The following is a 24086-nucleotide window of genomic DNA, read 5'->3' as shown; positions in this document are numbered from 1 at the left end:
AAATTAATTTAATAAAAAATTAAAATTATAAAATATTTTAAAATTAGTTTTATTAAACTTAAAGATTTTTTAATTATTATTATTTTAAATAATGCCCTAATAGGATTATCGCTTTAAATTAACAACTAAAAAACGCTTTTTGACGTCTTTAAAATTATTATTTAATAGTTTTTCACTAATAAATAATTAACTATCCAACCCCAGGGATAATAACTATAAAGGCAGCACTGATAAAATATCAATGTTTTTTAGATCGGTCTACTGGCTCAGTTTCACTTTACTCGCTATTCCTTCTCAAGAATTATCTTCTAAATGGCATATGTTAGCTTTCATCCACTTTACAGTTGCTGGGACAGCCTAGGAGTTTCACCTAATTCCCGTAACATCCAAAATTGCTTTTTAAAGTTGTTAAAGTAATAGTATAAAGTTTAATTTTAAAATGCAAGTTAAAATTAAACTTTTTCTGTGAAAACCACAGACATTTAAGAATTTAGTTCATACCGTTAATAAAATTATAACATTAAAATAAAAAACTGCCATTAATTTTTGGCTTTAATTTTGTCGAAAACTCTCTTTAATTTTGTCGAAAACTCTTGATATTTATAAAATATACCTAAAATTAGGTATATTTTTAATATATAGAGGTAAATAAATGATGAAAAAAATAATTACAGAATTAATAAATAGCTTAACAGATGATCAATTTTTAGAATTTTATGAAAAAATAAAACAACAAGCAGACTTAATTAAAAAACAAAAACGTTTAAATGAAATTGATCAAAAATTTAGAGATAAAGGCATTATATGTCCTAATTGCAAATCTTTTCATTGTGTTAAAAATGGTCATAATTCCGAAGGAAAACAAAAATATTTATGTAAAAAATGTCGTGCTAGTTTTGATGCATTTCGTCATCATTTTACTTATTGAAGTCATTTAAATTATGAACAGTGAAATTTATTAATTCAAATTTCATTGTTAGGACAATCTAGTAAAATAATTTCTCGTTTTATTAAAACAACCCCAAAAACCGCTTGATATAATCGACAAAAATTAATGCAATCAAAACAATTAGAAAATACACAGTTAAAATTTAAAAAATTAAATGGTCAAATCCAAATGGATGAAACATTTATTAAAGAAATTCATAAAGGCAATTTTAAAGATAAATTTGATAAACGAAAAACTCATCTCGATCCATTTTCAACTGATACCAAATGCTGTATTCAAATGGCAGTTGATAGCAATAATAATATTTTTGTTCAATCCACCAATACCAAAAGATTACAAAAACAATGGATTATTGAAAATATGAATAAGCAACTAATTAAAGAAAAATCAATAATTATTTCTGATATGCAACCACTATATTTATTAGTAGCAAAACAAACAAATTCTACTCTATATTCCACCAAAACTAGTACAAACCCTGATACTAGTTATCAAAAGTTAAATAAGATTAGTAAATTACAATCCAGTCTTAAAGAAGCCTTAATTCATTATCATGGTTTGGGTTTCACTAATATTCAAAATTATTTAAAGCTCTGAAAATGAAAATACCAACACAAAGGTTTAACACCAAACCAACAATCAACGGTATTATATTTTAACGTTTAAAAAATTTAAAGCAAAATCATAATCTTACACAAAATTAGTTTTCAAATTGTCATATTGATGATTTTTTTTATTTCATCAAGAGTTTTCGACAAAATTAAAGATAATAGTCTTTAATTTTGTCGAAAACTCTTGATATTTATAAAATATACCTAAAATTAGGTATATTTTTAATATATGGAGGTAAATAAATGATGAAAAAAATAATTACAGAATTAATAAATAGCTTAACAGATGATCAATTTTTAGAATTTTATGAAAAAATAAAACAACAAGCAGACTTAATTAAAAAACAAAAACGTTTAAATGAAATTGATCAAAAATTTAGAGATAAAGGCATTATATGTCCTAATTGCAAATCTTTTCATTGTGTTAAAAATGGTCATAATTCCGAAGGAAAACAAAAATATTTATGTAAAAAATGTCGTGCTAGTTTTGATGCATTTCGTCATCATTTTACTTATTGAAGTCATTTAAATTATGAACAGTGAAATTTATTAATTCAAATTTCATTGTTAGGACAATCTAGTAAAATAATTTCTCGTTTTATTAAAACAACCCCAAAAACCGCTTGATATAATCGACAAAAATTAATGCAATCAAAACAATTAGAAAATACACAGTTAAAATTTAAAAAATTAAATGGTCAAATCCAAATGGATGAAACATTTATTAAAGAAATTCATAAAGGCAATTTTAAAGATAAATTTGATAAACGAAAAAATCATCTCGATCCATTTTCAACTGATACCAAATGCTGTATTCAAATGGCAGTTGATAGCAATAATAATATTTTTGTTCAATCCACCAATACCAAAAGATTACAAAAACAATGGATTATTGAAAATATGAATAAGCAACTAATTAAAGAAAAATCAATAATTATTTCTGATATGCAACCACTATATTTATTAGTAGCAAAACAAACAAATTCTACTCTATATTCCACCAAAACTAGTACAAACCCTGATACTAGTTATCAAAAGTTAAATAAGATTAGTAAATTACAATCCAGTCTTAAAGAAGCCTTAATTCATTATCATGGTTTGGGTTTCACTAATATTCAAAATTATTTAAAGCTCTGAAAATGAAAATACCAACACAAAGGTTTAACACCAAACCAACAATCAACGGTATTATATTTTAACGTTTAAAAAATTTAAAGCAAAATCATAATCTTACACAAAATTAGTTTTCAAATTGTCATATTGATGATTTTTTTTATTTCATCAAGAGTTTTCGACAAAATTAAAGAAAACTCTTGATATTTATAAAATATACCTAAAATTAGGTATATTTTTAATATATGGAGGTAAATAAATGATGAAAAAAATAATTACAGAATTAATAAATAGCTTAACAGATGATCAATTTTTAGAATTTTATGAAAAAATAAAACAACAAGCAGACTTAATTAAAAAACAAAAACGTTTAAATGAAATTGATCAAAAATTTAGAGATAAAGGCATTATATGTCCTAATTGCAAATCTTTTCATTGTGTTAAAAATGGTCATAATTCCGAAGGAAAACAAAAATATTTATGTAAAAAATGTCGTGCTAGTTTTGATGCATTTCGTCATCATTTTACTTATTGAAGTCATTTAAATTATGAACAGTGAAATTTATTAATTCAAATTTCATTGTTAGGACAATCTAGTAAAATAATTTCTCGTTTTATTAAAACAACCCCAAAAACCGCTTGATATAATCGACAAAAATTAATGCAATCAAAACAATTAGAAAATACACAGTTAAAATTTAAAAAATTAAATGGTCAAATCCAAATGGATGAAACATTTATTAAAGAAATTCATAAAGGCAATTTTAAAGATAAATTTGATAAACGAAAAACTCATCTCGATCCATTTTCAACTGATACCAAATGCTGTATTCAAATGGCAGTTGATAGCAATAATAATATTTTTGTTCAATCCACCAATACCAAAAGATTACAAAAACAATGGATTATTGAAAATATGAATAAGCAACTAATTAAAGAAAAATCAATAATTATTTCTGATATGCAACCACTATATTTATTAGTAGCAAAACAAACAAATTCTACTCTATATTCCACCAAAACTAGTACAAACCCTGATACTAGTTATCAAAAGTTAAATAAGATTAGTAAATTACAATCCAGTCTTAAAGAAGCCTTAATTCATTATCATGGTTTGGGTTTCACTAATATTCAAAATTATTTAAAGCTCTGAAAATGAAAATACCAACACAAAGGTTTAACACCAAACCAACAATCAACGGTATTATATTTTAACGTTTAAAAAATTTAAAGCAAAATCATAATCTTACACAAAATTAGTTTTCAAATTGTCATATTGATGATTTTTTTTATTTCATCAAGAGTTTTCGACAAAATTAAAGATTTTTGGCAGTTATAAATTAAATTAGAATGATAATACCATATTTGGGCCAGCAATAGTACAATGGCCACTTTCAAGTACATCCAGTCCAATTATTGCGTCAAATCCTTGGCTGGAAATATGTTCATTTCCGTGAACCATTGTAATCTTAGTTACAAATGAACTTGGGAATACTCGAGATTTTAATCCCTCAGGTGTTGATACTATTCCTTGTTGAAGGTCAATTGGTAAATGTAAAGCAACCATATATGTATAAAATTCATCTTCTGAATTAGAACCAGTAGAAACTTTCATTTTTCCTCTTGACTCAAGTTTTAATTTTTCAACAATTTTAGTTGATATAACAGAATTTGTTGCACCAGGTATCTATTAAAGCTTTACAAAAAAACCATCCTTTAAATTAATTTCTTTGTTGGAAATGGAAGTAACGACTAAATCAACTTCGAATCTTCTATTTTTAAGTGACGTTCAAATTTTAGGCATAAAAACTTAATACCACATATCCAAAATTATTCATTTTTGGATCTAAATCACTAATTTTTTGAACGATGAATTTTTTATCACTTAAATTTTCTAATGAATAAATATTAGCTTCATCATAATTAGAAAATTTTGCTACAAATTTTTTATCCGAAATTATAACAATATCCTCATTTTTTAAATTATATTTTTTAATTAATTCATTTTTATTATCATTAAATCATTTAAAATTTTCGTCAATATAATTCTTATTTTCACTTTTACTAATTTCACATCAACTCCTATTACATATTAATTATAACTTATTTTTTTAATTTTTAAATAATTTAAACCTAAAATAGCTAAAACAACATTCAGCTGCATTTATCATATCCAATTTATTTACACCGGGTTTTTCATCGCGAATATTAGTTTTCTCATTATTAATACAATTAAATAATTCTTGATATAAATAACCATTCTTTTTTACTAATATTTCTTTGTCATTAAATGTTTTAAAAACATCTAAATTCTCACTAAAATAAATTTTTCCTTCGGCTAATAATCTTTTTCATTTATAATGTCGGTCTTGTACACTTCATCCTTTTGTTCCAGTAACTAAAATAGTAGAAAATCTTGTAATATCTAAATCCATATTTTTTCAATCATTATTTTCAAGTAGTGTTTTTCTAACAAAATGGCCAACTGTACGAGCATCATACCCAATACGATAACTAAAGTCTTCCTTTAAGTTATGATAAATTTGTGATCAACTATTAATTTTATTAACCATACTATCAACTTTTTCAGTCATATCCTTAAATTCTGTACTTGATATTGATTGTTCTTCAAGAATATAAATTCCTTCAATAAATTCTTCCTTATCAAATTCAAATCCTATTAAAATTTGAGTGGCATCATCTTGCCCTTTTATACTATCAGCATAATCTGCACCAATTTTAATTTTAGTAAATCAATATTTGTTCATATCTTTTCAATAAAATTATTTTGGATTAAAAAATTTGGCACCAGTAATTAAGTCTTTTTTGTAACTATAACGTTCAGGATTAAATTGACGCTCTCCCCCACGAAATAGTGAATCATATACTTCTGGTTTATTTTCATTTAATCAATTTCCTAAATCAAATACTCTTTGATTAAGATTTTTGTTATTTACTTTTGTAGTACCTCTGACAACTGTCACACCAATATCATTCATAAAAGTTTGATCATTAAAATATGATATATCATTATCATCTAGTTCTTTTTGGACTTCCTCTGTTAATGGAAAAATAGATTGGACGAATGTTTCATAAATAATATGATCAGCATTATGATTGTTAAAGCCAAAAATAATAATCTGTTCTTTTCGTAATTCCATTGTTACATCATCATCTGAATAACATAATTGTGGAACTACTTCTCTTGTAGTTGCAATATTTTTCCCACGTGAAATTTGAATTATCATATTGAATAATCGATACATGTATTCGTTTTCATCTAAAATTGTTGCATCTAGCGGAATTACCTCGTCTAAACCAAAAAAGGCATATTCCCCTACTGATGCATCTTGTCCTTCTCAAGTACTTCCGTTGTCAAAACCAACAACTTTAATTATTCTGCCATTCGGTCAAATATATTCAAATCTAGTGTCACTAACTTTTTTCTTTATTATTTTTTCTGAAATAGCTTCTTTGATTGTGACTACATATTCTTCTAAATCACGTATTATGTAAATCTAAGCTCCAAATTTATCTCTTGTTATTTTAATAATAACACTTTTTAAAAGAAGTGCAACTATTTTTTTAAAAAAATAAATTATTTTTAAATTTACCCTATTTTTGGCATATTTAAACACACTGAAAAATAATTTATTAAATTACTTCAAATAAACTTATCTAAAATTCTCTAAAAATACTTCTTTTGAAGTTCTTCAATTAAGAACGGGCCTTAATTTTTCATTTATAATATCGACTACTAAATCTATTTCTTGTTGCGTAACAAGATTAAAATCTGTCCCCCTACCATATCGTTTTCTAAATTCACGGTTTAGTCTTTCAATTAATGGTTTTTGATTAGGCGAAGCAGGGTCACAAAAATAAACATTAGAACCAGTAATCTTTTCCATTTCTTCAAACTTACTAAATTCTTTTCCTCTATCGGTTATTATTCCTTTAATTTTTCCAACTAAACCATTAATTCTAACTATATGTTTAAGTTTTTCTAAAACTTCATTAGCAGTATGTTCTTCTAATTTCATAGCAAAGTATTTTTTACTTGATTTCTCTGTCAAAACTAAACAACTAGATTGATGTTCTTTTCCAACTACGGTATCCATTTCAAATCAACCAACATCTGTTTCTTTATTTTCAATATCTCATATTGATTTAAATCTTTCATCTAATTTCCCACGATTATCAGGTCTTTTCTTTGTTCTATTTCTTCTACCACCATTTAATAAATTTTTCTTTAACAAACCCAAAAGACCTAAAAAAATTCATTTATAAAATGTTTTAAGACAGGCAGGAAATTTGATACCAAATTTTATTAAAAATCGCTGAATAATTTCTGCTGGTGAATCACCCAAAATATTAAATCGTAAATTTAAAAATTCTTGTTGTTCTTCTGTAAATGTAGGTATTTTTTTAATACACTTTTGTCGTTTTTTATAATAATCATCATGTGCCTCACGGGCATTATAATCTTCTATATTTGTAAATCTATTAATTTCTCTTTTAACAGTATTAATATCTCTTCCTGTTTGTCTTGATATTTCAGATAAATTAAGTGTGCCATTTTTCTTTTTGCAACTATCAGATAAAAATAAATCCTTAAAAAATCTTCGTTCATCATATTTTACATGTGTATAATCTTTCATTACTCTATATTTCCTCCAATTCTTTTATAAAAATAGTTATACATTAAATTTATAAAAAAGATAAATTTTCACATTTTTTTAAATTAAAATTATTGACAAATATATTATTAATTATATAATTATATTGTAACAAGCTCCAATTTATCTCTATATGCTTGTATACTAAAATAAAAAGTAAAGTAATTTACTTTTTTTTATTTTGATGTAAAATATAAATAATAAAAAGAACCGCGATGGTTCTTTCATAGTTTTTATTTACTCTTTTATTTAATCATATTCATTAAATAATAGCAATTTTAATATGCAAAAAGGAGTAAAAAATGAAAGAATTTAATCCAAATAAAGCAAGTTTGGCAACTTTTTATCGTAAAATAGAGCAATTTTGAGAAAATAAATCACCCAATAAACCATATACTTTGAATGATTTAACCAATGAATTCAATCTTTCTAACAGATGAAAGCACGAAACTTACAAGAGCGAAAAGATAGTTCCTTTACTTGAAAAACAAGTTGATAGAATTGAAAGTGAAATAATTAACTTTATGATGAAATCACCTGATGGTGCTAAATTATATTGACAACGAGCATTTAATTATAAATATTCACTGCAAGAAAAACAGTTAGAACAAGAATTAAACTTAAATAATCAACAACCAATAATTGTTAATTTACAAACGGATATTAGAGATATTAAAAAAGAAAGTGATAATAATGCTTAATCATTTTACTTATTTGTTAGAAACTCCTTATTGATTATTACAAAATAGTAGTATTGGTAATAAATATCCCTTTGCTAAAAAATATGAGTTAGTTAATGAAATTAATCAAATTGGAACACGATATAGTGGTAAGACTATTTCAAATATTAAAATGTTTGGTGAATTATTAAAAATTAGTTTATTAATTAAAGAACCAATTTGTATCATTGCTAGTATGTATTGAAGTAAGGATTTAAAAGATAGTGTATTTCAAAATATCTGAAATATGTTAGATGAAAATCATATTCCTTATACTATTAACTTATCAAATTTTACTTTTACTTTATCAAATGGTAGCAAAATATATTGTAAAGGTTTACATTCACCAAGCCGGAAAGAAAAATTAAAAGCTTTTGCTGATTTGAATAAATATAAATTAGTAATTGATTGAAGAGAAGAATGTGACCAATTTCAACAAAAAGATTTAAGTGATTTAGAATTTGCTATTCGTGGGTATCAAAATAAAATAACAATTAATACATGTAACCCTGAAAGTTTAAAAAGATATATTGTTGGTTATTGTAATGAATTAATGCCTTTTAATGAAGAAATAATGCGTAGTAAATATGAACAAATTAACTATATTGAAAAATGAAATATGAAGATTATTATTCATTATTCTAGTTGAAGACTTAATTATGAATTACCACAAGATAAGGTTAATGAACAATTAAGATTAGAACAATTAGATATTGAAAGAGCAAGAGTATGAAGTTGAGGATTGCCTGGTAATACTAGTGGGTCAATCTTTGCAAGATATCTTGATATTATGCAAGCAACAGATATTATTCAACCAACTAAGTTATTAGGTGGTGTTGACTTAGCAAACTCTACTAGTCCAAAAGGACATACAACAGCAGCGAGTTTTTGAATATATAATTCATTTGATAAAAAAGCCTATAAAGTTGCTGAATATACACACTCAAATGCTACTCAACAATTTAAGGGACCATTAGAACAAGTAAAAGATATATTAGATTTTTACAACAATCAATTAAATCAATATTTTAATTTAATCCAGCAAGGTATATCAATTAATGTTGATGATAGTGCTTATGCAACATTAGAAAGTTTAAATAGAGAAAAATATAATTATTCTTTTGGTCAATATATGCATTTTAAACCAGCACAAAAGCAGAAGTTTAAAATAAAACATCGTATTGAAGCATTTACCATGTTAATAAATACTAATCAATTAAAATGATTATGAGAAAAATGTCCTGTAAGTAAAACCCAATATGAATTAATTCAATGAGAAGATAAACCTGATGTAAGAGAAGAACGAATGTTAGACTTATATGATGATACATTTGATAGTGATTTTTATGCTTTACACTTTGAATTAATACCAATGGTTAAACATAATAGTTCAGCAGATTATAAATTATGACAACAAAGGGAGTGAATAACTTAATGAAAAAAGATATTTATGTAATACATGATGAACGTGTAATAAATGCAAAAAGACCATATATGTCTGTTTGTGGACAAGTTAAAAAAAGACTTTGTCAAGAATTAAAAAAAGATAATATCGCAATATGTAAATTAAATTTATATAACGAATATATTAAGAAATATCAAAAAGTTAAAGTATGTGTACAAGTTTTAGCAAATGAACCTAGTTTATTAACAGTAAATATTATTAATTATGCACTTATTTTAAAATTAAAGGAGCAAAATAACAATGAATAATACTTTCCATAGTTTAACAAACTTAAATGATATTAATAGTGTTTTAAAATTTTATAATTATGATTGAACTATTAATTTAGCCAATATTATTGCTCGTCATCAAATGCGATTAGTTAATGGTAAAGATATTTTATTTAAGTCTCATCGTAAAGACATTTTAGAAAAATTAAATTGATGATATGAAACTTATAAAATAAAAGAAAAATTAGATAAAAATGAATTAACAGCAAGTTTAATGGGCAAAACTATTTTTGGTTTATTAGAAACATCAGATGGCAATATTGATTTATGAATTAATCCTTTTAACTTTACATCTCGTGTAAGTAAAATAAACGAAATTGAACAAGGTGCTGATATTTGATTAAATTATCATCAATCAGATAGTGGTTTTATTTTAAATTTAATTTGTACCAAAGATAAAATAGTTATTAAAGGTTGACCTAAAAATAATGAAGTAGTTGTTGGACAAAGTAAAACACAAATTAAAGATGATGTTAAACCTGTTTTAGTACAAGAATTTAAAAATAAATTAGGCGTAGTTCCTTTTTGAGAAATGATTAATGAACCTAATCCGTTATTTTTATCAACATCAACTACATTAAACCCATTACCTACAATGGCAAATTGTTATAAATTACAATTTGATTTAGAAGATAGTTTTAATATTAAATCAAAAGAAAGATGAGCAAATCGTACTCATTGATATGGAATATTAGATGATGATTTAATGACTGCTTATAACAAAGGTAATAAAAAAGTATTACAAGATGCTTTTGATGATATTTTTATTCAATCAGGTCAATCAGCCGTAGATGGTCAATTATCTCAATCTTTACAAGTAGTACAAGGAACACCAACCTTAGAAACATATACGGAAGACCAAAAAGCAATTATTGAACAAGTATATTTAGCATGTCATTTTTCTAGTCCTTTTGGTGATAAATCAGATAATGACCAAAATAAAACACAATCTTTATTAACTAAAACCAAAGATTTAGAAAAACAAGCATATTTACAAGCATATCGTAAGCAATATTATACAAAAGTGTTTGATACCGTTTTAAAATATTACGGTTTATGAGATGGTACTGGTGAAAGACCTTATGGTTTTGATTTTGTTAGTGCTAGTTTAGTAGATCAAATGCGACAAAATGAATTAATTACTGCTAGATTAGATAATGGCACAATGGAACCAATAAGAGCAATTACTGAATATGAAAATATTGATGAATTAGAGGCAGCAAAATATTTAGAAAAAATAGAAGCATGACAAGATAAAATGCAAGCCAAAGAAATAGAACATAATAATAAATTAATGGAATATGATGAAACTGGTAATAATCAAAATGCCTTACAAGGTAGAACAGAAATTAAGGAGAATTAAAAAATGAGTAGAATTAACCCAGGGGTTATCGAAGAATTACGAAGACAAGCCCATGATACTTTAATAGATATTAGAGAAAACATAAAAGACAATCGCCATTGAATGGTATTTCCTTTTAATGTTTATAGTTCATATATTCCTGATACTGAAACAGGTTGAAAACCTAATAATGCTAAACCAAGTGATTATGGTAGTTATTCACGCATATTTGATAATATGGAAAGTACTATTGCACAATGACAAGATAGTTTAAAAATAGTGCAAAAATATAAAGGTGAAGAAATTAATATATTAACGATTGATGATTTTAATAAACAACCAATTAATTCAACTATATGAGCAAATAATGAAACACCTTTTGCGATAAAATTAAAAGATGAAAATAATAATGTTTATTGAAAATTAATTGATGGTGAAAACATTTATGATATTAATAGAATGCTAGAATACTTAAAGCAATATAAATTAAGTTATTTTATGAATAATGATAATAAAGCAGATAACTTTTATACAAAAGAAGTTAAAGTTGGTAAATATTGAGATGCTTATATGATTGATGATAGAAGTTCAATTCAATTTGGTGAAGCCAAATTTGAACAAGTATTTACACAACAATCAACTTAAAGAAAATATACTTTATTAATTTTAGATGAAGATGCAGATAAATTAAATATTAATGATTATTATAATTTTTATACTGTATTTAATGACCGTGGTTTAAATATTGGTGGTGGTGATATTAATTCTGCACCCCAAGATAGACAATGATTATATCCATCAAATGTTATTAATTATTATTCACCTTATGATGGTAGTTTTTTATGACAAGAAATTACCTTTTCAAGTATTAATGACAAAATTAGTAATAGTGGTTTGGCAGTACGACAATTTATTCAAACATCAGCACCAGGTGAAGGTTATTGTTTTCCTAAAATAACTTATGATGAAAAACTAAATAAAGGTATTGTTGAATTAGATGAAGTTTTATTAAAAGACCCAGGTGTTAGAGCAATGGCAGTTAAATTTTATGGTAATCCTATCTTTTTTGATATGCCTGTTATTGGTCGACCAATTATTAAAGGTGAATTTAATAAAAAAGTTATGAATTCAAGAGATTTATTAATGTATAACATGTATCCTGCCCCACCTGATAAAATAAATACTTATGCATCACCCGAAGTAAGTTGATATAACATTCAAGGGATTCAACCAACTATTATTACTGGATATAAAGATTGAAAAGAACATATTCAATCAATGTCTGATTTTTGAATTGAAAAAAATAATGAGGGTATGGTAATAACAGATAAAGCAAGTTCAACAGCAACCAATCCGACTGTTGGAACAACTATTAAGGAAGAAAATTCAAATTCTAAACCTTATTGGTCTAAAAGTTGAATGATTACTCCACCAAATCAAGTAAAAGTAAATAGTGGAACTGTTAATAATATTATTAGTACCCAAGCGTCATCATATTTTAGAAGAAAAGATGAATTTGGTAATACTATTGGAAGTGTTCAAATTGAATATAATAAAATGGGTTCGTGTAATGTTTGAGACATTTTAAATATGAATAATTTTATTAATCGCCAAATTACCGTATTACCTTTAAACTATACGCAAAAATTAGTCTTTAATCCTTTTACTATACCTGCTATTGGAAAGTTTTTAAACTTTGTTTCTTTTGGTATTCCTTGGGACTGAATTGGAAATTTAACAATTACCCAAGATGATAAATGACCTAATTTTCCATGACTTAATGGTTTTATGAGTGCTAATGTTTATAGTTTTTATAACGATGCCTTTTGAGGTGATAAGTCTGCTGGTAAAGGTTATTTACCATTTGAAATATTTAGAGAACAAGGAAATGATAAAATTGGTGCTATGATTGGTGCTAATGCTACTAGTTTTAGTTTTACTACTTTATTAACTGATAAATTTAAAGGGACTGTTTTAACTAATGATGGTAAACCAACCGAAGAATTAGTTTATTCAACTTATAATTTAAAACAATTAAATCCTAAAACTAACCGAGTTTATTTAATTAATGAACAAACCAAAGCAATTGATGCACAAACACCAGTTAGTGATAGTGAAAAAGATAATGATTGCGAATTCTTACAAACACCAGATGGTACAAATTGTAGTTATATAATTGATATGTTTTCAATCCAAGCATTATATAAAGGTAATTTTGAAATTATCTTTTATGCTGATAACCCATATACTAATAATGAAGAAGATTATTTACGCTTATCAGTATGAAGTTTTAGAGGTAAAACAAAAAGTACTTTAAATAATTATTTACGCGATATGACAACTAATTATAAAACTAGTTTCTTACTACCACACGACTTTGAAATACCAACATTTAATTACCCACAATATGTTCTGCCACCAGTTCCATATAACTATCAACCTTATACACAAGATATTTGAGATGGTAAAACAGGACAAGCATTAATAACTAAAATTATAGCACCAGCACAATGTAAAAAAGGAACTTTTAAAAATGGAAGCACTGGTTATGGTGCTAATCTTTTTAATGATAATTATAACTATGGTTATTATGAATTAGAAATTGATTTAAGACAAATTGATCCAACTATTCAAAGTATAGATAAATTTATTAGTTCTTATAAAACAATAGAAATAAGTAATCTGGCTAATTTACAAGTTAACTGTCTAAAACCCGATATAGAACATTTTATTCGTGATAGAAATGTTAATTTATCTGCTGGTGAAACTACTTGTAATTATGATTTAGGTTCATTAAATAATATAACTTTACAAAAAAAGGGTATTTCACAAACTGATAATGTTAATTTTGAAAATATAATAATTTTATATACTGACAATATAAATAATTATATTCAAACATTTTCTACTGCTTATACTAATGGTTTGCCCGGTAATAATTATTTTAATAAATATAGTCCATCAAAAGATGAAGAAAATATTTATTTTTTGCTTCAAACAACAAAATTATCTGATTATGATGTGTCATTACCAAATAATAAAAAAATAGTTGAAACTTATTTACAAGCATATTATACAAATGATGTAAAATTAAAAATTAGATTTACAAAAATAATAACAGCATATTTAATAGAAGAACTTAACTATAAAATGGAACACTGAGGGGTTTGAAAATATTGAGGTAATAATAAAGATATAAAAATAGACCTTAACGCTTTGGGTGTTTTAAATATGGTAAATAACAGTGATAATCCTATTAAAATTACAATTAAACCAAGATAAAAATAAAAAAGTGCTAAATGCACTTTTTTATTCATCTTTAACTTTTACATTACCATTATTATTAACTATTAAGTCAGGTTCGTTAATATCTAAATTTCAACGATATACTGATTTAAAATATTTTTTCATATATTTACTATCATAATTTTCAACTGATAAAATTTTAGCAGGATATAAAATACCTACTTTATCTTTAAATAATATTTCATTTTTTCCTTTCTCAGTATTTTTTACTTTTTTAATTTGTCAATTAATATTTTTATTGGCACGATATACTACATAATATCATTTATTATCAACCTTATTAAATGGTTTTTCTTGTGGTGCCATTCATTCTAAAACACCATCTTCACCATTACTTGTTTTTATATTTATATTTTTTTCTTCTTTTAATTCTGCTAATTCTTTTTCAGAATAAGTATATTGTGATGTGTTACAAGAAACTAAACTTGTTGTACTTGTTGCAATTAAAGTGATTGTTCCTAAAAGGCTTAATATTTTTTTCATTTTTTAATTCCTTTCTTTTAAGGTCTATTAAATTAATTAAAAATGGAAATAAAACATTAATTTATTTCCATTTAACTTTATTAAATTATTATAAGTCACCAAAATGACCATAATAAGAATTTTGATTTGTACTAAAAAAAACAATTAAATTTCCTTCATATCTCAAATTTCCTTCTGGAACATAAATTGTTGCACTACTTCTTGATACATTTGAAACTCTTAAAATATTTATTAATTCAGTGGGAAAATTTTGATTATTAAATAAAAAAGATTCTATAATAGTTCTTTCTTTTGTATCAATAATATTACCTAAATTTCTATTTACATATGTTGTAGATAAGTTTAATCTACTAGTTCAATTGTATCCAGGTTCACTAATTGGTTGTTGTTGGCGTCTTGGCGGAATTATTTGTATATTAGATTCGGTATGTCTTATTGTGGGAAAATTAAAAGTTACCAAAACTGGAGTATCTTGTTGACCAAACAATGAGATATGTGCTCAAGAATCTCTTGAAGTATCTGAGTATGATCCATATGATCTTCCGCTAACATAAAGATTGTTAATATCTCTTACTTCTCTAGATAAAATATTTCTATTAATGTTAATAAAAGCATTTAAAATTGCCCGGTCTCCTTCTACAGCATCGCGATTGTCATATATTCTTATTCTTCCTAAATTTAGGACCAAACCTTGAATAGATGATAATGGGGTCCCGTTATTTGGTTCTATACGTTGTATATTATCATATTGTCTTTTAACTCTAATTAAATTTTCTAAATTATTTGTTTCTGAATAATTAATATCGCTATTTAATTGTTTTTCTTTTTCATAAGGACTAGCGGCAATTGTTGTTGGTACAGCAGTTCCACTAATAGTTAATACACTTAATAAACTAAGTAATTTTTTCATTACTGTATTTCTCCTTTTCTTATCTTGAAACTATTTATTGAAATTCTTTATCAAGATTTACCTTCAGTATATATATATATATATATATATGCAAGCAAAATTAGAAATTATTTTAAAATTTTATCTTGAAAAATAGTTATTATTAATTGTTTTAAGGGTTAAATTAACAACATAATAAATTATGTTTAGTATTTGTTTATAAAAAGTATTTTATTTATAAACTATAAGTATATAATTAATATAAGTTTTAATCTTTTTGTATCAAAAAAGAGTTTATGCTGACTTGTTAATCGAACAAGAATAAAAAAAGAGGAGTTTATAAAATGGCACTTACAAAAGAACAATTAATAGAACAAGGTTTAAGTGAAGAGATTGCTGAAAATATCTTAAATCAGTTTAATAATGAAGCAAAACAAATTAGAGAAAGTGTGCAAAAACGCGAAGATGTTATATCAAAAGAAGACTTTATTAAATTATCTAATGAATTAGATGAATTAAAAGCATTTAAAGATGTTCCATCTACTAAAATTGAAGATATTAAAATTAATTTAGAAAAAGTTAGTGGTAGTTCTTTATCTGAAAAAATGCAAACTTTAAAAGAATTAAAACCTGATTTGTTTGTTGAAGAACAACCATCAGTTTCACCAACTAATTTAATTAAAGAAATGATTGAAAAATCGGTTGAAAATAAAAATGATGAAATTGAAACTATTAAAGAAAAAGGAGCATATACTCCAGAAGAAATTAAAAAATTAACTGATTATACACTTAAAAACCTTAGATAATAAGGGAGTGAAATTATGGCAACAATTAATTTGCCACAAGTACCTTTTACATTACAAGGTAACACAACAGGTCAAAAAGCCTATGTTGATATTGTTAATGCTTTATTGCGTGGACCTTTATATAATGAATATGCAAGTATTATGCAGTATGCTACTGCAACAGCAGAACAAGTTGCTTGATTACCTAATGCAGGACAAGCACTATATAATTTAACTCATCGTGTGGTATGACAAGATGATTATTCATTACCAAATGGTGGGGCAACTCAAACAATGGGATTAACAAGAATTCCAGTTCCGATTGATAAGAGATTTAATTTAAAATTAATGAATGAGGCTTTTGACTTAGCATTAATAGAACAAAATATTAAAAATGGTGTTATTGCTGATGCTATTTCTAGTGTTGTACAAAATAAATTTGTTAATTTAGAATGTGAATTAATTCAGGCTATTTATGATTATTGTTTAGCAGATGGTCAATATGAAGTAATTCCATTTCGTAGTTATACAGCAGAAAATGCTGATGATGCAAATAAGGCATTCTTTACATTAAATGAAACTTTGATTGAATTAACAAATCAAATTAGTAATTTATATTTTGGATTGCCAACTGATAAAATGTTTATGGTTTTAGGTCGTAGAGCCTATTTAGGATTAACACCTGCGTATTTAAAAGTGATTGGTTCACAAGCCCAATTAAAAGCAATGGTTAATGGTGAATTATATGAAAATACCGCAATGGGTATTCCTGTATCTAAAAGTTTTCATTTAGAAAAAACATATACAAAAGGACAAGTTAACCGTGATAAAGGTTATAATTTTACTAATGTAAATGGTTTAATTATTAATAAACAAGTATGAGCTTATCCAATTAATATGGATACTATTCAACAAGTTTTAGATAATGATACTGCTAACCCTCTAAATGAATTGGTAAAGTACAATATGCAACACCAACAATTTTATATCCAAAAACATGTAAAATTATTTTAGAAAAAGCGCCAACCCAAGATGAAATTAATACTGCTAAAAGTAATCTTAATAAAACATTTAGAGTTCCTGTTGATTATGTAATTCCATCATCAAATAAAATTGATATTAGTGGGATTAATAAATTAGATAAACCAACTATTCATGTTGACGATCCAACTCAAACAACAGCAGAACAATTAAAACCACAATTTAAAGATGTTGTTTTAAAATCAGTAAAAGCGGTAAATAATTTTTTAACAGAAAATGATTATGATTACTTTATTGAAGCTAAGGGTGAAGATTGACCAATTAATATTAAAAATGACAAAACTGTTGAAGTTCAAATTGAAGGTAAAAACAATGCTACTGGTCAAACAAACCCCATTGATGTTGTAATTAAAAATTCTTAATAAACAATGAATTTACTAATATTACGCGTTTTAACTTTATTAGTATCTAATTTAGAAAATAAACCTTTAATAAGTAAATTTGTAAATTTAATTAATAGAGTTAATCAAGTTCAAAATAAAATATTAAAACCAATCTTTAATTTTGTCGAAAACTCTTGATGAAATAAAAAAAATCATCAATATGACAATTTGAAAACTAATTTTGTGTAAGATTATGATTTTGCTTTAAATTTTTTAAACGTTAAAATATAATACCGTTGATTGTTGGTTTGGTGTTAAACCTTTGTGTTGGTATTTTCATTTTCAGAGCTTTAAATAATTTTGAATATTAGTGAAACCCAAACCATGATAATGAATTAAGGCTTCTTTAAGACTGGATTGTAATTTACTAATCTTATTTAACTTTTGATAACTAGTATCAGGGTTTGTACTAGTTTTGGTGGAATATAGAGTAGAATTTGTTTGTTTTGCTACTAATAAATATAGTGGTTGCATATCAGAAATAATTATTGATTTTTCTTTAATTAGTTGCTTATTCATATTTTCAATAATCCATTGTTTTTGTAATCTTTTGGTATTGGTGGATTGAACAAAAATATTATTATTGCTATCAACTGCCATTTGAATACAGCATTTGGTATCAGTTGAAAATGGATCGAGATGAGTTTTTCGTTTATCAAATTTATCTTTAAAATTGCCTTTATGAATTTCTTTAATAAATGTTTCATCCATTTGGATTTGACCATTTAATTTTTTAAATTTTAACTGTGTATTTTCTAATTGTTTTGATTGCATTAATTTTTGTCGATTATATCAAGCGGTTTTTGGGGTTGTTTTAATAAAACGAGAAATTATTTTACTAGATTGTCCTAACAATGAAATTTGAATTAATAAATTTCACTGTTCATAATTTAAATGACTTCAATAAGTAAAATGATGACGAAATGCATCAAAACTAGCACGACATTTTTTACATAAATATTTTTGTTTTCCTTCGGAATTATGACCATTTTTAACACAATGAAAAGATTTGCAATTAGGACATATAATGCCTTTATCTCTAAATTTTTGATCAATTTCATTTAAACGTTTTTGTTTTTTAATTAAGTCTGCTTGTTGTTTTATTTTTTCATAAAATTCTAAAAATTGATCATCTGTTAAGCTATTTATTAATTCTGTAATTATTTTTTTCATCATTTATTTACCTCTATATATTAAAAATATACCTAATTTTAGGTATATTTTATAAATATCAAGAGTTTTCGACAAAATTAAAGAAACCAATTAATTATATTACTGATAAATATAATAAAATTACAAGTAAAGTTGAAGATATTTATCAATGATTAAATCCTTTTACTTATTTAGATTTAATTAAAAAAGGTCATAAAAAAGAAATACAACAAATATTAAGTCAATTAGAAAAAGATAATAATATTCAAAATAGAGAACAATTTAAAAATGAAAAATATCTAAATACTAATTGACAGCCTTTAAATAGTAGTTGACTTGATAGTGGTATGTTTAATATTACAAATAAGTTAACTTTAACAGGTAATTTAACTATTTTAATATATACAAAAACAGCAAAACATCCAAAATTTTATGGTCCATATGTTTATCCTAGTGTTCCAGTTGAAATATGAAAATTATTAAGTAATGCTGTTTCTAATGCAGGGACTTTATTTTGGCGTTATTGATTAAGAAAATGATTACCTAGTCATTTAAGAAATTATATTAAAAAACGATTACCACAAGCATTAAAAGAAAAATATCCCAAAGGAACTACTAAATTAACATTACCAACAGTTCAAAAATTACAACAAATTAAAAAGTTTATTAATAATTTAAAGATTGGACATTTTAATTTTAATTTTGCTGGTGAAATTAATAATAAAAAATGATATCGAGAACGCCGAAGTGATGTTAAAAATATTAAGAATTTATATAAAACACCAGTTAAAAATAAATTTTATCAGGTTAATAAATCTATTAAAGCAATTAATAAAACCAAAAGAAAGGTTAATAGTTATAAACCAAATAATTTAAAAAATAAATATCGTAATCAATTAAGGGGTGTTTTATATGGAAAATAATTTAAGTAATTTGTTATTTATAACAGTTGAAGATGTTAAAGCAAGTAAACTTTGACAACCTATTAATGATCGTAAACAATCTGCTTATAATGATAATTTAATTTATAATGCTATTTTAAAAACTAGTTTATGAATGGATAGATTATCAGGTGGAACAATTTCAGATAAAATTAATAAAAAAGATTTGTTTCCTTGAGTAAAAAAAGATAATACTGGTTTAATTGAATATGATAAATGATTAAGTTATATTCAATCTGCTTGTTTATTAGCAGTTATAAATTGATATTTACCAAAAGGAGTTAATGATTTAACTGGTAGTGCTTCATTTTCACAAGGTGGAGTTGCTTATTCACAAACTAATGACCCAGAAGCAAATGAAAATATTACTCGTGATGTTAAAAATGCTTTAAAATTAGCAGGTGAAATTATTGATATTATATCTAGTAAAACAGTATCTAGACCTTATAATTATAGTTTAGATAATTATGCTCATCCATGAGAAGAAGAATATAAGCATATTAGTAAAAAAACTTTTTATCCAACATTATTATTTTGATTAAAAGAACGATTACAAACTGATAATTCAATAAATATTACTTATCCTACTATTAATGATTTTTCTAAAATTGATTATAATGAGTGTATTAAATTAATAGTTCCCTTTGATAATAATACGATTTATTATGAAAATAATGTCTGAAAAGCAAAACAAAGTAGTGGTACTGATATAAAAATTGATAATAAAACTATCATTAAAAATGATAATGATGAGATTGAAGTTTCAGATTTAAAACAAGATAAATTAATAAGTGGTACAAATATTAAAACTATTAATGGTAATTCATTATTGGGGAATGGTGATATATCTATTAATACTGGTAATGATTGAGAATTAATTAATTATCCAGAAGCAAACGAAAAATTAACATTTAAAATTCCAGATTATGATTTAATAAAATATTACTATAAAATATCAATTTCAATAACAGATTATGCATCTGCTAATAAATTTGTAACATATTATTTTGAAACAATATCACAAAAATCAATATTTTCATTTTTAGCAGATAATTCTTATAAAAGAATAACAATTAAGCAAGATGGCTCAATTTCAAATGATACAAATAATATTGTTATTAAAGATTTAACAATTAAAAGAAAATTAATTTAGAAAGGATTTTTAATTAATGAAACAAAATAAAACAACTTGATTAAAGGGTGCCTTACCTTGAAATTGATTTAAAAAAGACCCTATTCCAACTTATAATTGAAATCATAAAGATATTAGAGAATGAGAAAGAAAATATAAAATTCGTAGTTGAGTAGTTAGTTTTTATACATTGATATTTTTAGCATTAAATTGTTGATTAGAATATGGCATGATTAATGCAATAAAAGATAATATTAATTGATATAATTATGGACAATATTGAGGTAATGGAATTGCTATTTTACTAACACCTTTATTTACATATGGAATTCAAGGTATATTTGTTGCTAGTAGTAAACCAAAAGTAGATATGAAAATTGATATTCCACGATTAAAAATATCTAAAATGGGATTAGTATTTACAATTTTACCTTTAATTACTTTAATAATTTCTTTAATTATTATTTGAATTGATAAATCAAAATGAAAAAAAGACCATTTAAGACATTGTTTGAACTGCCGTATTAATCCGCGTGTTATTCAACCAAGAATATCAAAACAATGAAATAATTTGGATGGTATAACAGAAGAAATATTTAAAAATATGCAAGATGAATATACTAAAAAACAAGAAGAAAATAACAAAGAATTAAATTTAAAATAAACTATATATAGGGGCGGTTGATATTTTTGGGTGGTTATATAGTTTAATTTATAAATTATTTTGTTCTGAAAGAATGGATGGCCACTGTTTGAGTAAGGATAAGAAAGGAAATAAAGAAATGGAAATTAGTAATGAAATAGTAATTGCTTTACTTGTATTAGCGGGTGCTGGTGGAATGGGTAGTCTTGGTATTCTTGGATTATCTGCTAAAAAAATTAAAAAATATAAAGCAGAAATTAGAGAATTAAGAACTGCTGTTATTGCTCACGAAAAACATTTACGAGGACCTGATTATGCAACAGAATTAGCATTAAAAACAGGTCAAATTAAAAATGTTAAAAAACAAGTTAAAGTAAATGACAAAAAACAAGCACAAAAAGATGCTATTAAAAAACTAACAAATAGTATTTAAAAAAAATAACCTTAATTGGTTATTTTTTATTTTCTAATATTAAGTCTAAATTTTTAACTTTACAAATAACTAAATTATTTTTTCCATAATTATTTTTATAATATTCTCAGTATTCAGTTGAATTAATATCTACATCTTGTTTATCAATCCCAATTATATATTCACCACGAGGGTTTTTACAAGGGCGATTACCTTGTTCAGATCGATAACATAAAATATAATTATTCATATTCTTTATTTCCTTTATAATGTGTTATATAAAAGTTAATAAGATATTCAATTCGTTGCGAATAAGTAAAGTTATTAAATTCATTTCAAACTTTTTCTTCATTTTTATTTAAGTAAATATTAACATTACGAATTTGACAAGAATAATACTTTCCTGTTTTTTGATTATATGAATGTTTCATAATATTAACTTTCATAATTAGCAATAATAATTGCATCTCGTAAATGATTACTTATTTTTTCATTATTATAAAATCAACCTTTACCATATTGATAAGTTAAATTAGTATCTTTATCAAATTTTCATATACAACTATCATTATATTTACTTAAATTTTCCATATTTTTAACAACTGATTTAGTATTTTTTGGTGATACTCAATTAATAAAATATTTATAAACAGATAATGCTCCTAATAATCTTAATAAATCATCTCTATCTTTACTAGCATTAGCAGATGTATATAAACAATCTTCAATATTAATTTTTTCTTCATAATCAAACAATTTATCATTAATAAATTCATATTGTTCTTTTCAATTTTTATTTGTAAATTCTAATTTTTCAATTAATTTATTATCTTCATAAATAACAATAGCAGTAGTACCTGTTCCTGATGGGTCAATACCTATTTTTATCAAGTGGCTCATTCCTCATCGTTGTTATTATTAATTGTTGGCACTACATTTGATATATCTTCTTCTTTAACTAAATTATTATCTGTCACTTCTTCACTTGATATATTTTCATTACTAATTTGACCCTTATTTATGCTTATATTGCTATCATTATCAATATAAATCTTTTCATCATTAGTTGTAATAACTGCCTGATCTGATTTATAAGCTTGTTGTAATTCAACAGACATAATACCTCATTTTCTTAATAAAGATGTTAATACTGTTTTTAATGCCATTTCATCAAAACTAGCAATATAAAATGATTTATTTTTAGCATAAGTTTTAGAATATTTCATAAAATGATTTTCCATTTGTTCTTTGGTCATATATAAAGTTTTTCCAAAACCATTAACCATTTTAAAGTATGCTACATAACCAATAATTGGTAATTTTTCTCTTTCATCTTCATTTTGAATTCAATTAAAACTAGTTCCTTTTAAACGATCATAATTTACTAATTCATTTTTTCTAACATCTGATACTGACATATCTAAATATTGACCACTTCTTTGTGCTAATTGAATATAACCTTTATAACCTATTTGAAATTGAGCTTGATTAATTCATTCTTGGATTTCGCGACCGTTAATAATTCTTGTTATTTTAGTATTATATGGAACTACATAAGCATAACCAAATTGTTTTTCCATTGGTAAATTTAATAAAACTCCTTGATAACAAGCAGTCATAATTGTTTTTGGATCTGCTTTTTGTAATAATTCATTACTATTTGATATTGCAACTATATTACTTTTAAATCTTGCAATTTCATTTTCATTAGAAAATTTACTTTTTATTCATTCTGTTGCTTTATCTGTTCTTAAAAATTCAACAATATTTGCCAT

Annotated in this window: 27 protein-coding genes and 1 riboswitch; of the genes, 16 read left to right on the top strand and 11 right to left on the bottom strand. The window is 24.5% G+C overall.

The window, feature by feature from the left end; genetic code table 4:
* Positions 1–234 precede the first annotated feature (234 nt).
* A riboswitch (cobalamin riboswitch) is annotated at positions 235–405 on the bottom strand.
* A 247-nt stretch (positions 406–652) separates the two neighbouring features.
* From ACOBME_RS09450 to ACOBME_RS09440, 3 genes are all read left to right on the top strand, one after another.
* Positions 653–1615 (top strand): IS1/IS1595 family N-terminal zinc-binding domain-containing protein, encoded by a 963-nt coding sequence (locus tag ACOBME_RS09450; protein ID WP_338963247.1) that lies wholly within the window; start codon positions 653–655, stop codon positions 1613–1615.
* 188 nt (positions 1616–1803) lie between these two features.
* Positions 1804–2766 (top strand): transposase, encoded by a 963-nt coding sequence (locus ACOBME_RS09445; RefSeq protein ID WP_419335050.1) that lies wholly within the window; start codon positions 1804–1806, stop codon positions 2764–2766.
* Between the two features lie 166 nt (positions 2767–2932).
* Positions 2933–3895: an IS1/IS1595 family N-terminal zinc-binding domain-containing protein gene (locus ACOBME_RS09440; protein WP_338963247.1), complete on the top strand. Its 963-nt coding sequence runs from the start codon at positions 2933–2935 to the stop codon at positions 3893–3895.
* A gap of 123 nt (positions 3896–4018) precedes the next feature.
* On the opposite strand, the gene ACOBME_RS09435 is transcribed toward ACOBME_RS09440, so the two are convergent.
* From ACOBME_RS09435 to ACOBME_RS09420, 4 genes are all read right to left on the bottom strand, one after another.
* Positions 4019–4288 (bottom strand): hypothetical protein, encoded by a 270-nt coding sequence (locus ACOBME_RS09435; protein ID WP_338965899.1) that lies wholly within the window; start codon positions 4286–4288, stop codon positions 4019–4021.
* Positions 4289–4784: 496 nt separating this feature from the next.
* On the bottom strand, positions 4785–5441 hold the full coding sequence (locus ACOBME_RS09430) for a hypothetical protein (RefSeq protein WP_419335048.1): 657 nt from the start codon (positions 5439–5441) through the stop codon (positions 4785–4787).
* Between the two features lie 15 nt (positions 5442–5456).
* The gene (locus ACOBME_RS09425) at positions 5457–5939 is read right to left on the bottom strand and encodes a hypothetical protein (RefSeq protein WP_419335046.1); all 483 of its coding nucleotides are present in this window, start codon (positions 5937–5939) and stop codon (positions 5457–5459) included.
* A gap of 408 nt (positions 5940–6347) precedes the next feature.
* On the bottom strand, positions 6348–7331 hold the full coding sequence (locus ACOBME_RS09420) for an IS30 family transposase (protein ID WP_338963245.1): 984 nt from the start codon (positions 7329–7331) through the stop codon (positions 6348–6350).
* A 320-nt stretch (positions 7332–7651) separates the two neighbouring features.
* On the opposite strand from ACOBME_RS09420, the gene ACOBME_RS09415 reads away from it, so the two are divergent.
* The 6 genes from ACOBME_RS09415 (at position 7652) to ACOBME_RS09390 (ending at position 14426) form a co-directional block, all read left to right on the top strand.
* Positions 7652–8050: a hypothetical protein gene (locus tag ACOBME_RS09415; protein ID WP_338963249.1), complete on the top strand. Its 399-nt coding sequence runs from the start codon at positions 7652–7654 to the stop codon at positions 8048–8050.
* Positions 8043–9503, top strand: a complete 1461-nt coding sequence (locus ACOBME_RS09410) for a PBSX family phage terminase large subunit (protein WP_419333852.1) — start codon at positions 8043–8045, stop codon at positions 9501–9503. Before ACOBME_RS09415 ends, ACOBME_RS09410 begins: the two co-directional genes overlap by 8 nt.
* Positions 9503–9781 (top strand): hypothetical protein, encoded by a 279-nt coding sequence (locus tag ACOBME_RS09405; protein ID WP_338963373.1) that lies wholly within the window; start codon positions 9503–9505, stop codon positions 9779–9781. The genes ACOBME_RS09410 and ACOBME_RS09405 overlap by 1 nt, the downstream gene beginning before the upstream one ends.
* Positions 9774–11165 carry a hypothetical protein gene (locus tag ACOBME_RS09400; protein WP_338963376.1) on the top strand — a complete coding sequence of 464 codons (1392 nt, stop codon included), beginning with the start codon at positions 9774–9776 and terminating at the stop codon, positions 11163–11165. Before ACOBME_RS09405 ends, ACOBME_RS09400 begins: the two co-directional genes overlap by 8 nt.
* 3 nt (positions 11166–11168) lie before the next feature.
* Positions 11169–11789: a hypothetical protein gene (locus tag ACOBME_RS09395; RefSeq protein WP_419335045.1), complete on the top strand. Its 621-nt coding sequence runs from the start codon at positions 11169–11171 to the stop codon at positions 11787–11789.
* 249 nt (positions 11790–12038) lie between these two features.
* Positions 12039–14426, top strand: coding sequence for a hypothetical protein (locus ACOBME_RS09390; protein WP_419335043.1), 2388 nt, complete (start codon positions 12039–12041; stop codon positions 14424–14426).
* A gap of 27 nt (positions 14427–14453) precedes the next feature.
* Here ACOBME_RS09390 and ACOBME_RS09385 read toward each other — a convergent pair whose 3' ends face one another.
* The gene (locus ACOBME_RS09385; protein ID WP_338963381.1) at positions 14454–14933 is read right to left on the bottom strand and encodes a lipoprotein; all 480 of its coding nucleotides are present in this window, start codon (positions 14931–14933) and stop codon (positions 14454–14456) included.
* Positions 14934–15021: 88 nt separating this feature from the next.
* Positions 15022–15843: a hypothetical protein gene (locus ACOBME_RS09380; RefSeq protein WP_419335040.1), complete on the bottom strand. Its 822-nt coding sequence runs from the start codon at positions 15841–15843 to the stop codon at positions 15022–15024.
* Positions 15844–16166: 323 nt separating this feature from the next.
* On the opposite strand from ACOBME_RS09380, the gene ACOBME_RS09375 reads away from it, so the two are divergent.
* The 3 genes from ACOBME_RS09375 to ACOBME_RS09365 all read left to right on the top strand — a co-directional run bounded on the left by ACOBME_RS09375 (position 16167) and on the right by ACOBME_RS09365 (position 18220).
* Positions 16167–16628, top strand: a complete 462-nt coding sequence (locus ACOBME_RS09375; protein WP_419335038.1) for a hypothetical protein — start codon at positions 16167–16169, stop codon at positions 16626–16628.
* Positions 16629–16643: 15 nt separating this feature from the next.
* Positions 16644–17621: a hypothetical protein gene (locus ACOBME_RS09370; RefSeq protein WP_419335037.1), complete on the top strand. Its 978-nt coding sequence runs from the start codon at positions 16644–16646 to the stop codon at positions 17619–17621.
* 395 nt (positions 17622–18016) lie between these two features.
* Positions 18017–18220, top strand: a complete 204-nt coding sequence (locus tag ACOBME_RS09365; RefSeq protein WP_419335035.1) for a hypothetical protein — start codon at positions 18017–18019, stop codon at positions 18218–18220.
* Between the two features lie 24 nt (positions 18221–18244).
* Here the strand turns inward: ACOBME_RS09365 and ACOBME_RS09360 are convergent, their stop codons facing one another.
* Positions 18245–19207: an IS1/IS1595 family N-terminal zinc-binding domain-containing protein gene (locus ACOBME_RS09360; protein ID WP_338963247.1), complete on the bottom strand. Its 963-nt coding sequence runs from the start codon at positions 19205–19207 to the stop codon at positions 18245–18247.
* A 323-nt stretch (positions 19208–19530) separates the two neighbouring features.
* Here ACOBME_RS09360 and ACOBME_RS09355 point away from each other — a divergent pair, with 323 nt between their 5' ends.
* The 4 genes from ACOBME_RS09355 (at position 19531) to ACOBME_RS09340 (ending at position 22332) form a co-directional block, all read left to right on the top strand.
* Positions 19531–20106 carry a hypothetical protein gene (locus ACOBME_RS09355; RefSeq protein ID WP_419335033.1) on the top strand — a complete coding sequence of 192 codons (576 nt, stop codon included), beginning with the start codon at positions 19531–19533 and terminating at the stop codon, positions 20104–20106.
* On the top strand, positions 20096–21277 hold the full coding sequence (locus tag ACOBME_RS09350) for a hypothetical protein (RefSeq protein ID WP_338963396.1): 1182 nt from the start codon (positions 20096–20098) through the stop codon (positions 21275–21277). The genes ACOBME_RS09355 and ACOBME_RS09350 overlap by 11 nt, the downstream gene beginning before the upstream one ends.
* 16 nt (positions 21278–21293) lie before the next feature.
* Entirely contained in the window at positions 21294–21920 is a 627-nt protein-coding gene (locus ACOBME_RS09345; RefSeq protein ID WP_338963398.1) for a hypothetical protein, read from the top strand.
* 73 nt (positions 21921–21993) lie between these two features.
* Positions 21994–22332, top strand: a complete 339-nt coding sequence (locus tag ACOBME_RS09340) for a hypothetical protein (protein WP_338963556.1) — start codon at positions 21994–21996, stop codon at positions 22330–22332.
* A 19-nt stretch (positions 22333–22351) separates the two neighbouring features.
* Here ACOBME_RS09340 and ACOBME_RS09335 read toward each other — a convergent pair whose 3' ends face one another.
* The 4 genes from ACOBME_RS09335 to ACOBME_RS09320 are packed head-to-tail and all read right to left on the bottom strand — an operon-like array spanning position 22352 to position 24086.
* Positions 22352–22561, bottom strand: coding sequence for a hypothetical protein (locus ACOBME_RS09335; RefSeq protein WP_338963231.1), 210 nt, complete (start codon positions 22559–22561; stop codon positions 22352–22354).
* On the bottom strand, positions 22554–22757 hold the full coding sequence (locus tag ACOBME_RS09330) for a hypothetical protein (RefSeq protein WP_419333849.1): 204 nt from the start codon (positions 22755–22757) through the stop codon (positions 22554–22556). Before ACOBME_RS09330 ends, ACOBME_RS09335 begins: the two co-directional genes overlap by 8 nt.
* On the bottom strand, positions 22747–23211 hold the full coding sequence (locus ACOBME_RS09325; RefSeq protein ID WP_338963404.1) for a hypothetical protein: 465 nt from the start codon (positions 23209–23211) through the stop codon (positions 22747–22749). The genes ACOBME_RS09330 and ACOBME_RS09325 overlap by 11 nt, the downstream gene beginning before the upstream one ends.
* Positions 23196–24086: a recombinase RecT gene (locus ACOBME_RS09320; RefSeq protein ID WP_419335031.1), complete on the bottom strand. Its 891-nt coding sequence runs from the start codon at positions 24084–24086 to the stop codon at positions 23196–23198. The genes ACOBME_RS09325 and ACOBME_RS09320 overlap by 16 nt, the downstream gene beginning before the upstream one ends.

The organism is Spiroplasma endosymbiont of Sarcophaga variegata (assembly GCF_965178695.1).
Classification (GTDB): domain Bacteria; phylum Bacillota_I; class Bacilli_A; order Mycoplasmatales; family Mycoplasmataceae; genus Spiroplasma; species Spiroplasma poulsonii.
The sequence above is the reverse complement of the archived record's forward strand: the minus strand, read 5'-3'. Positions and strand labels throughout refer to the sequence as shown.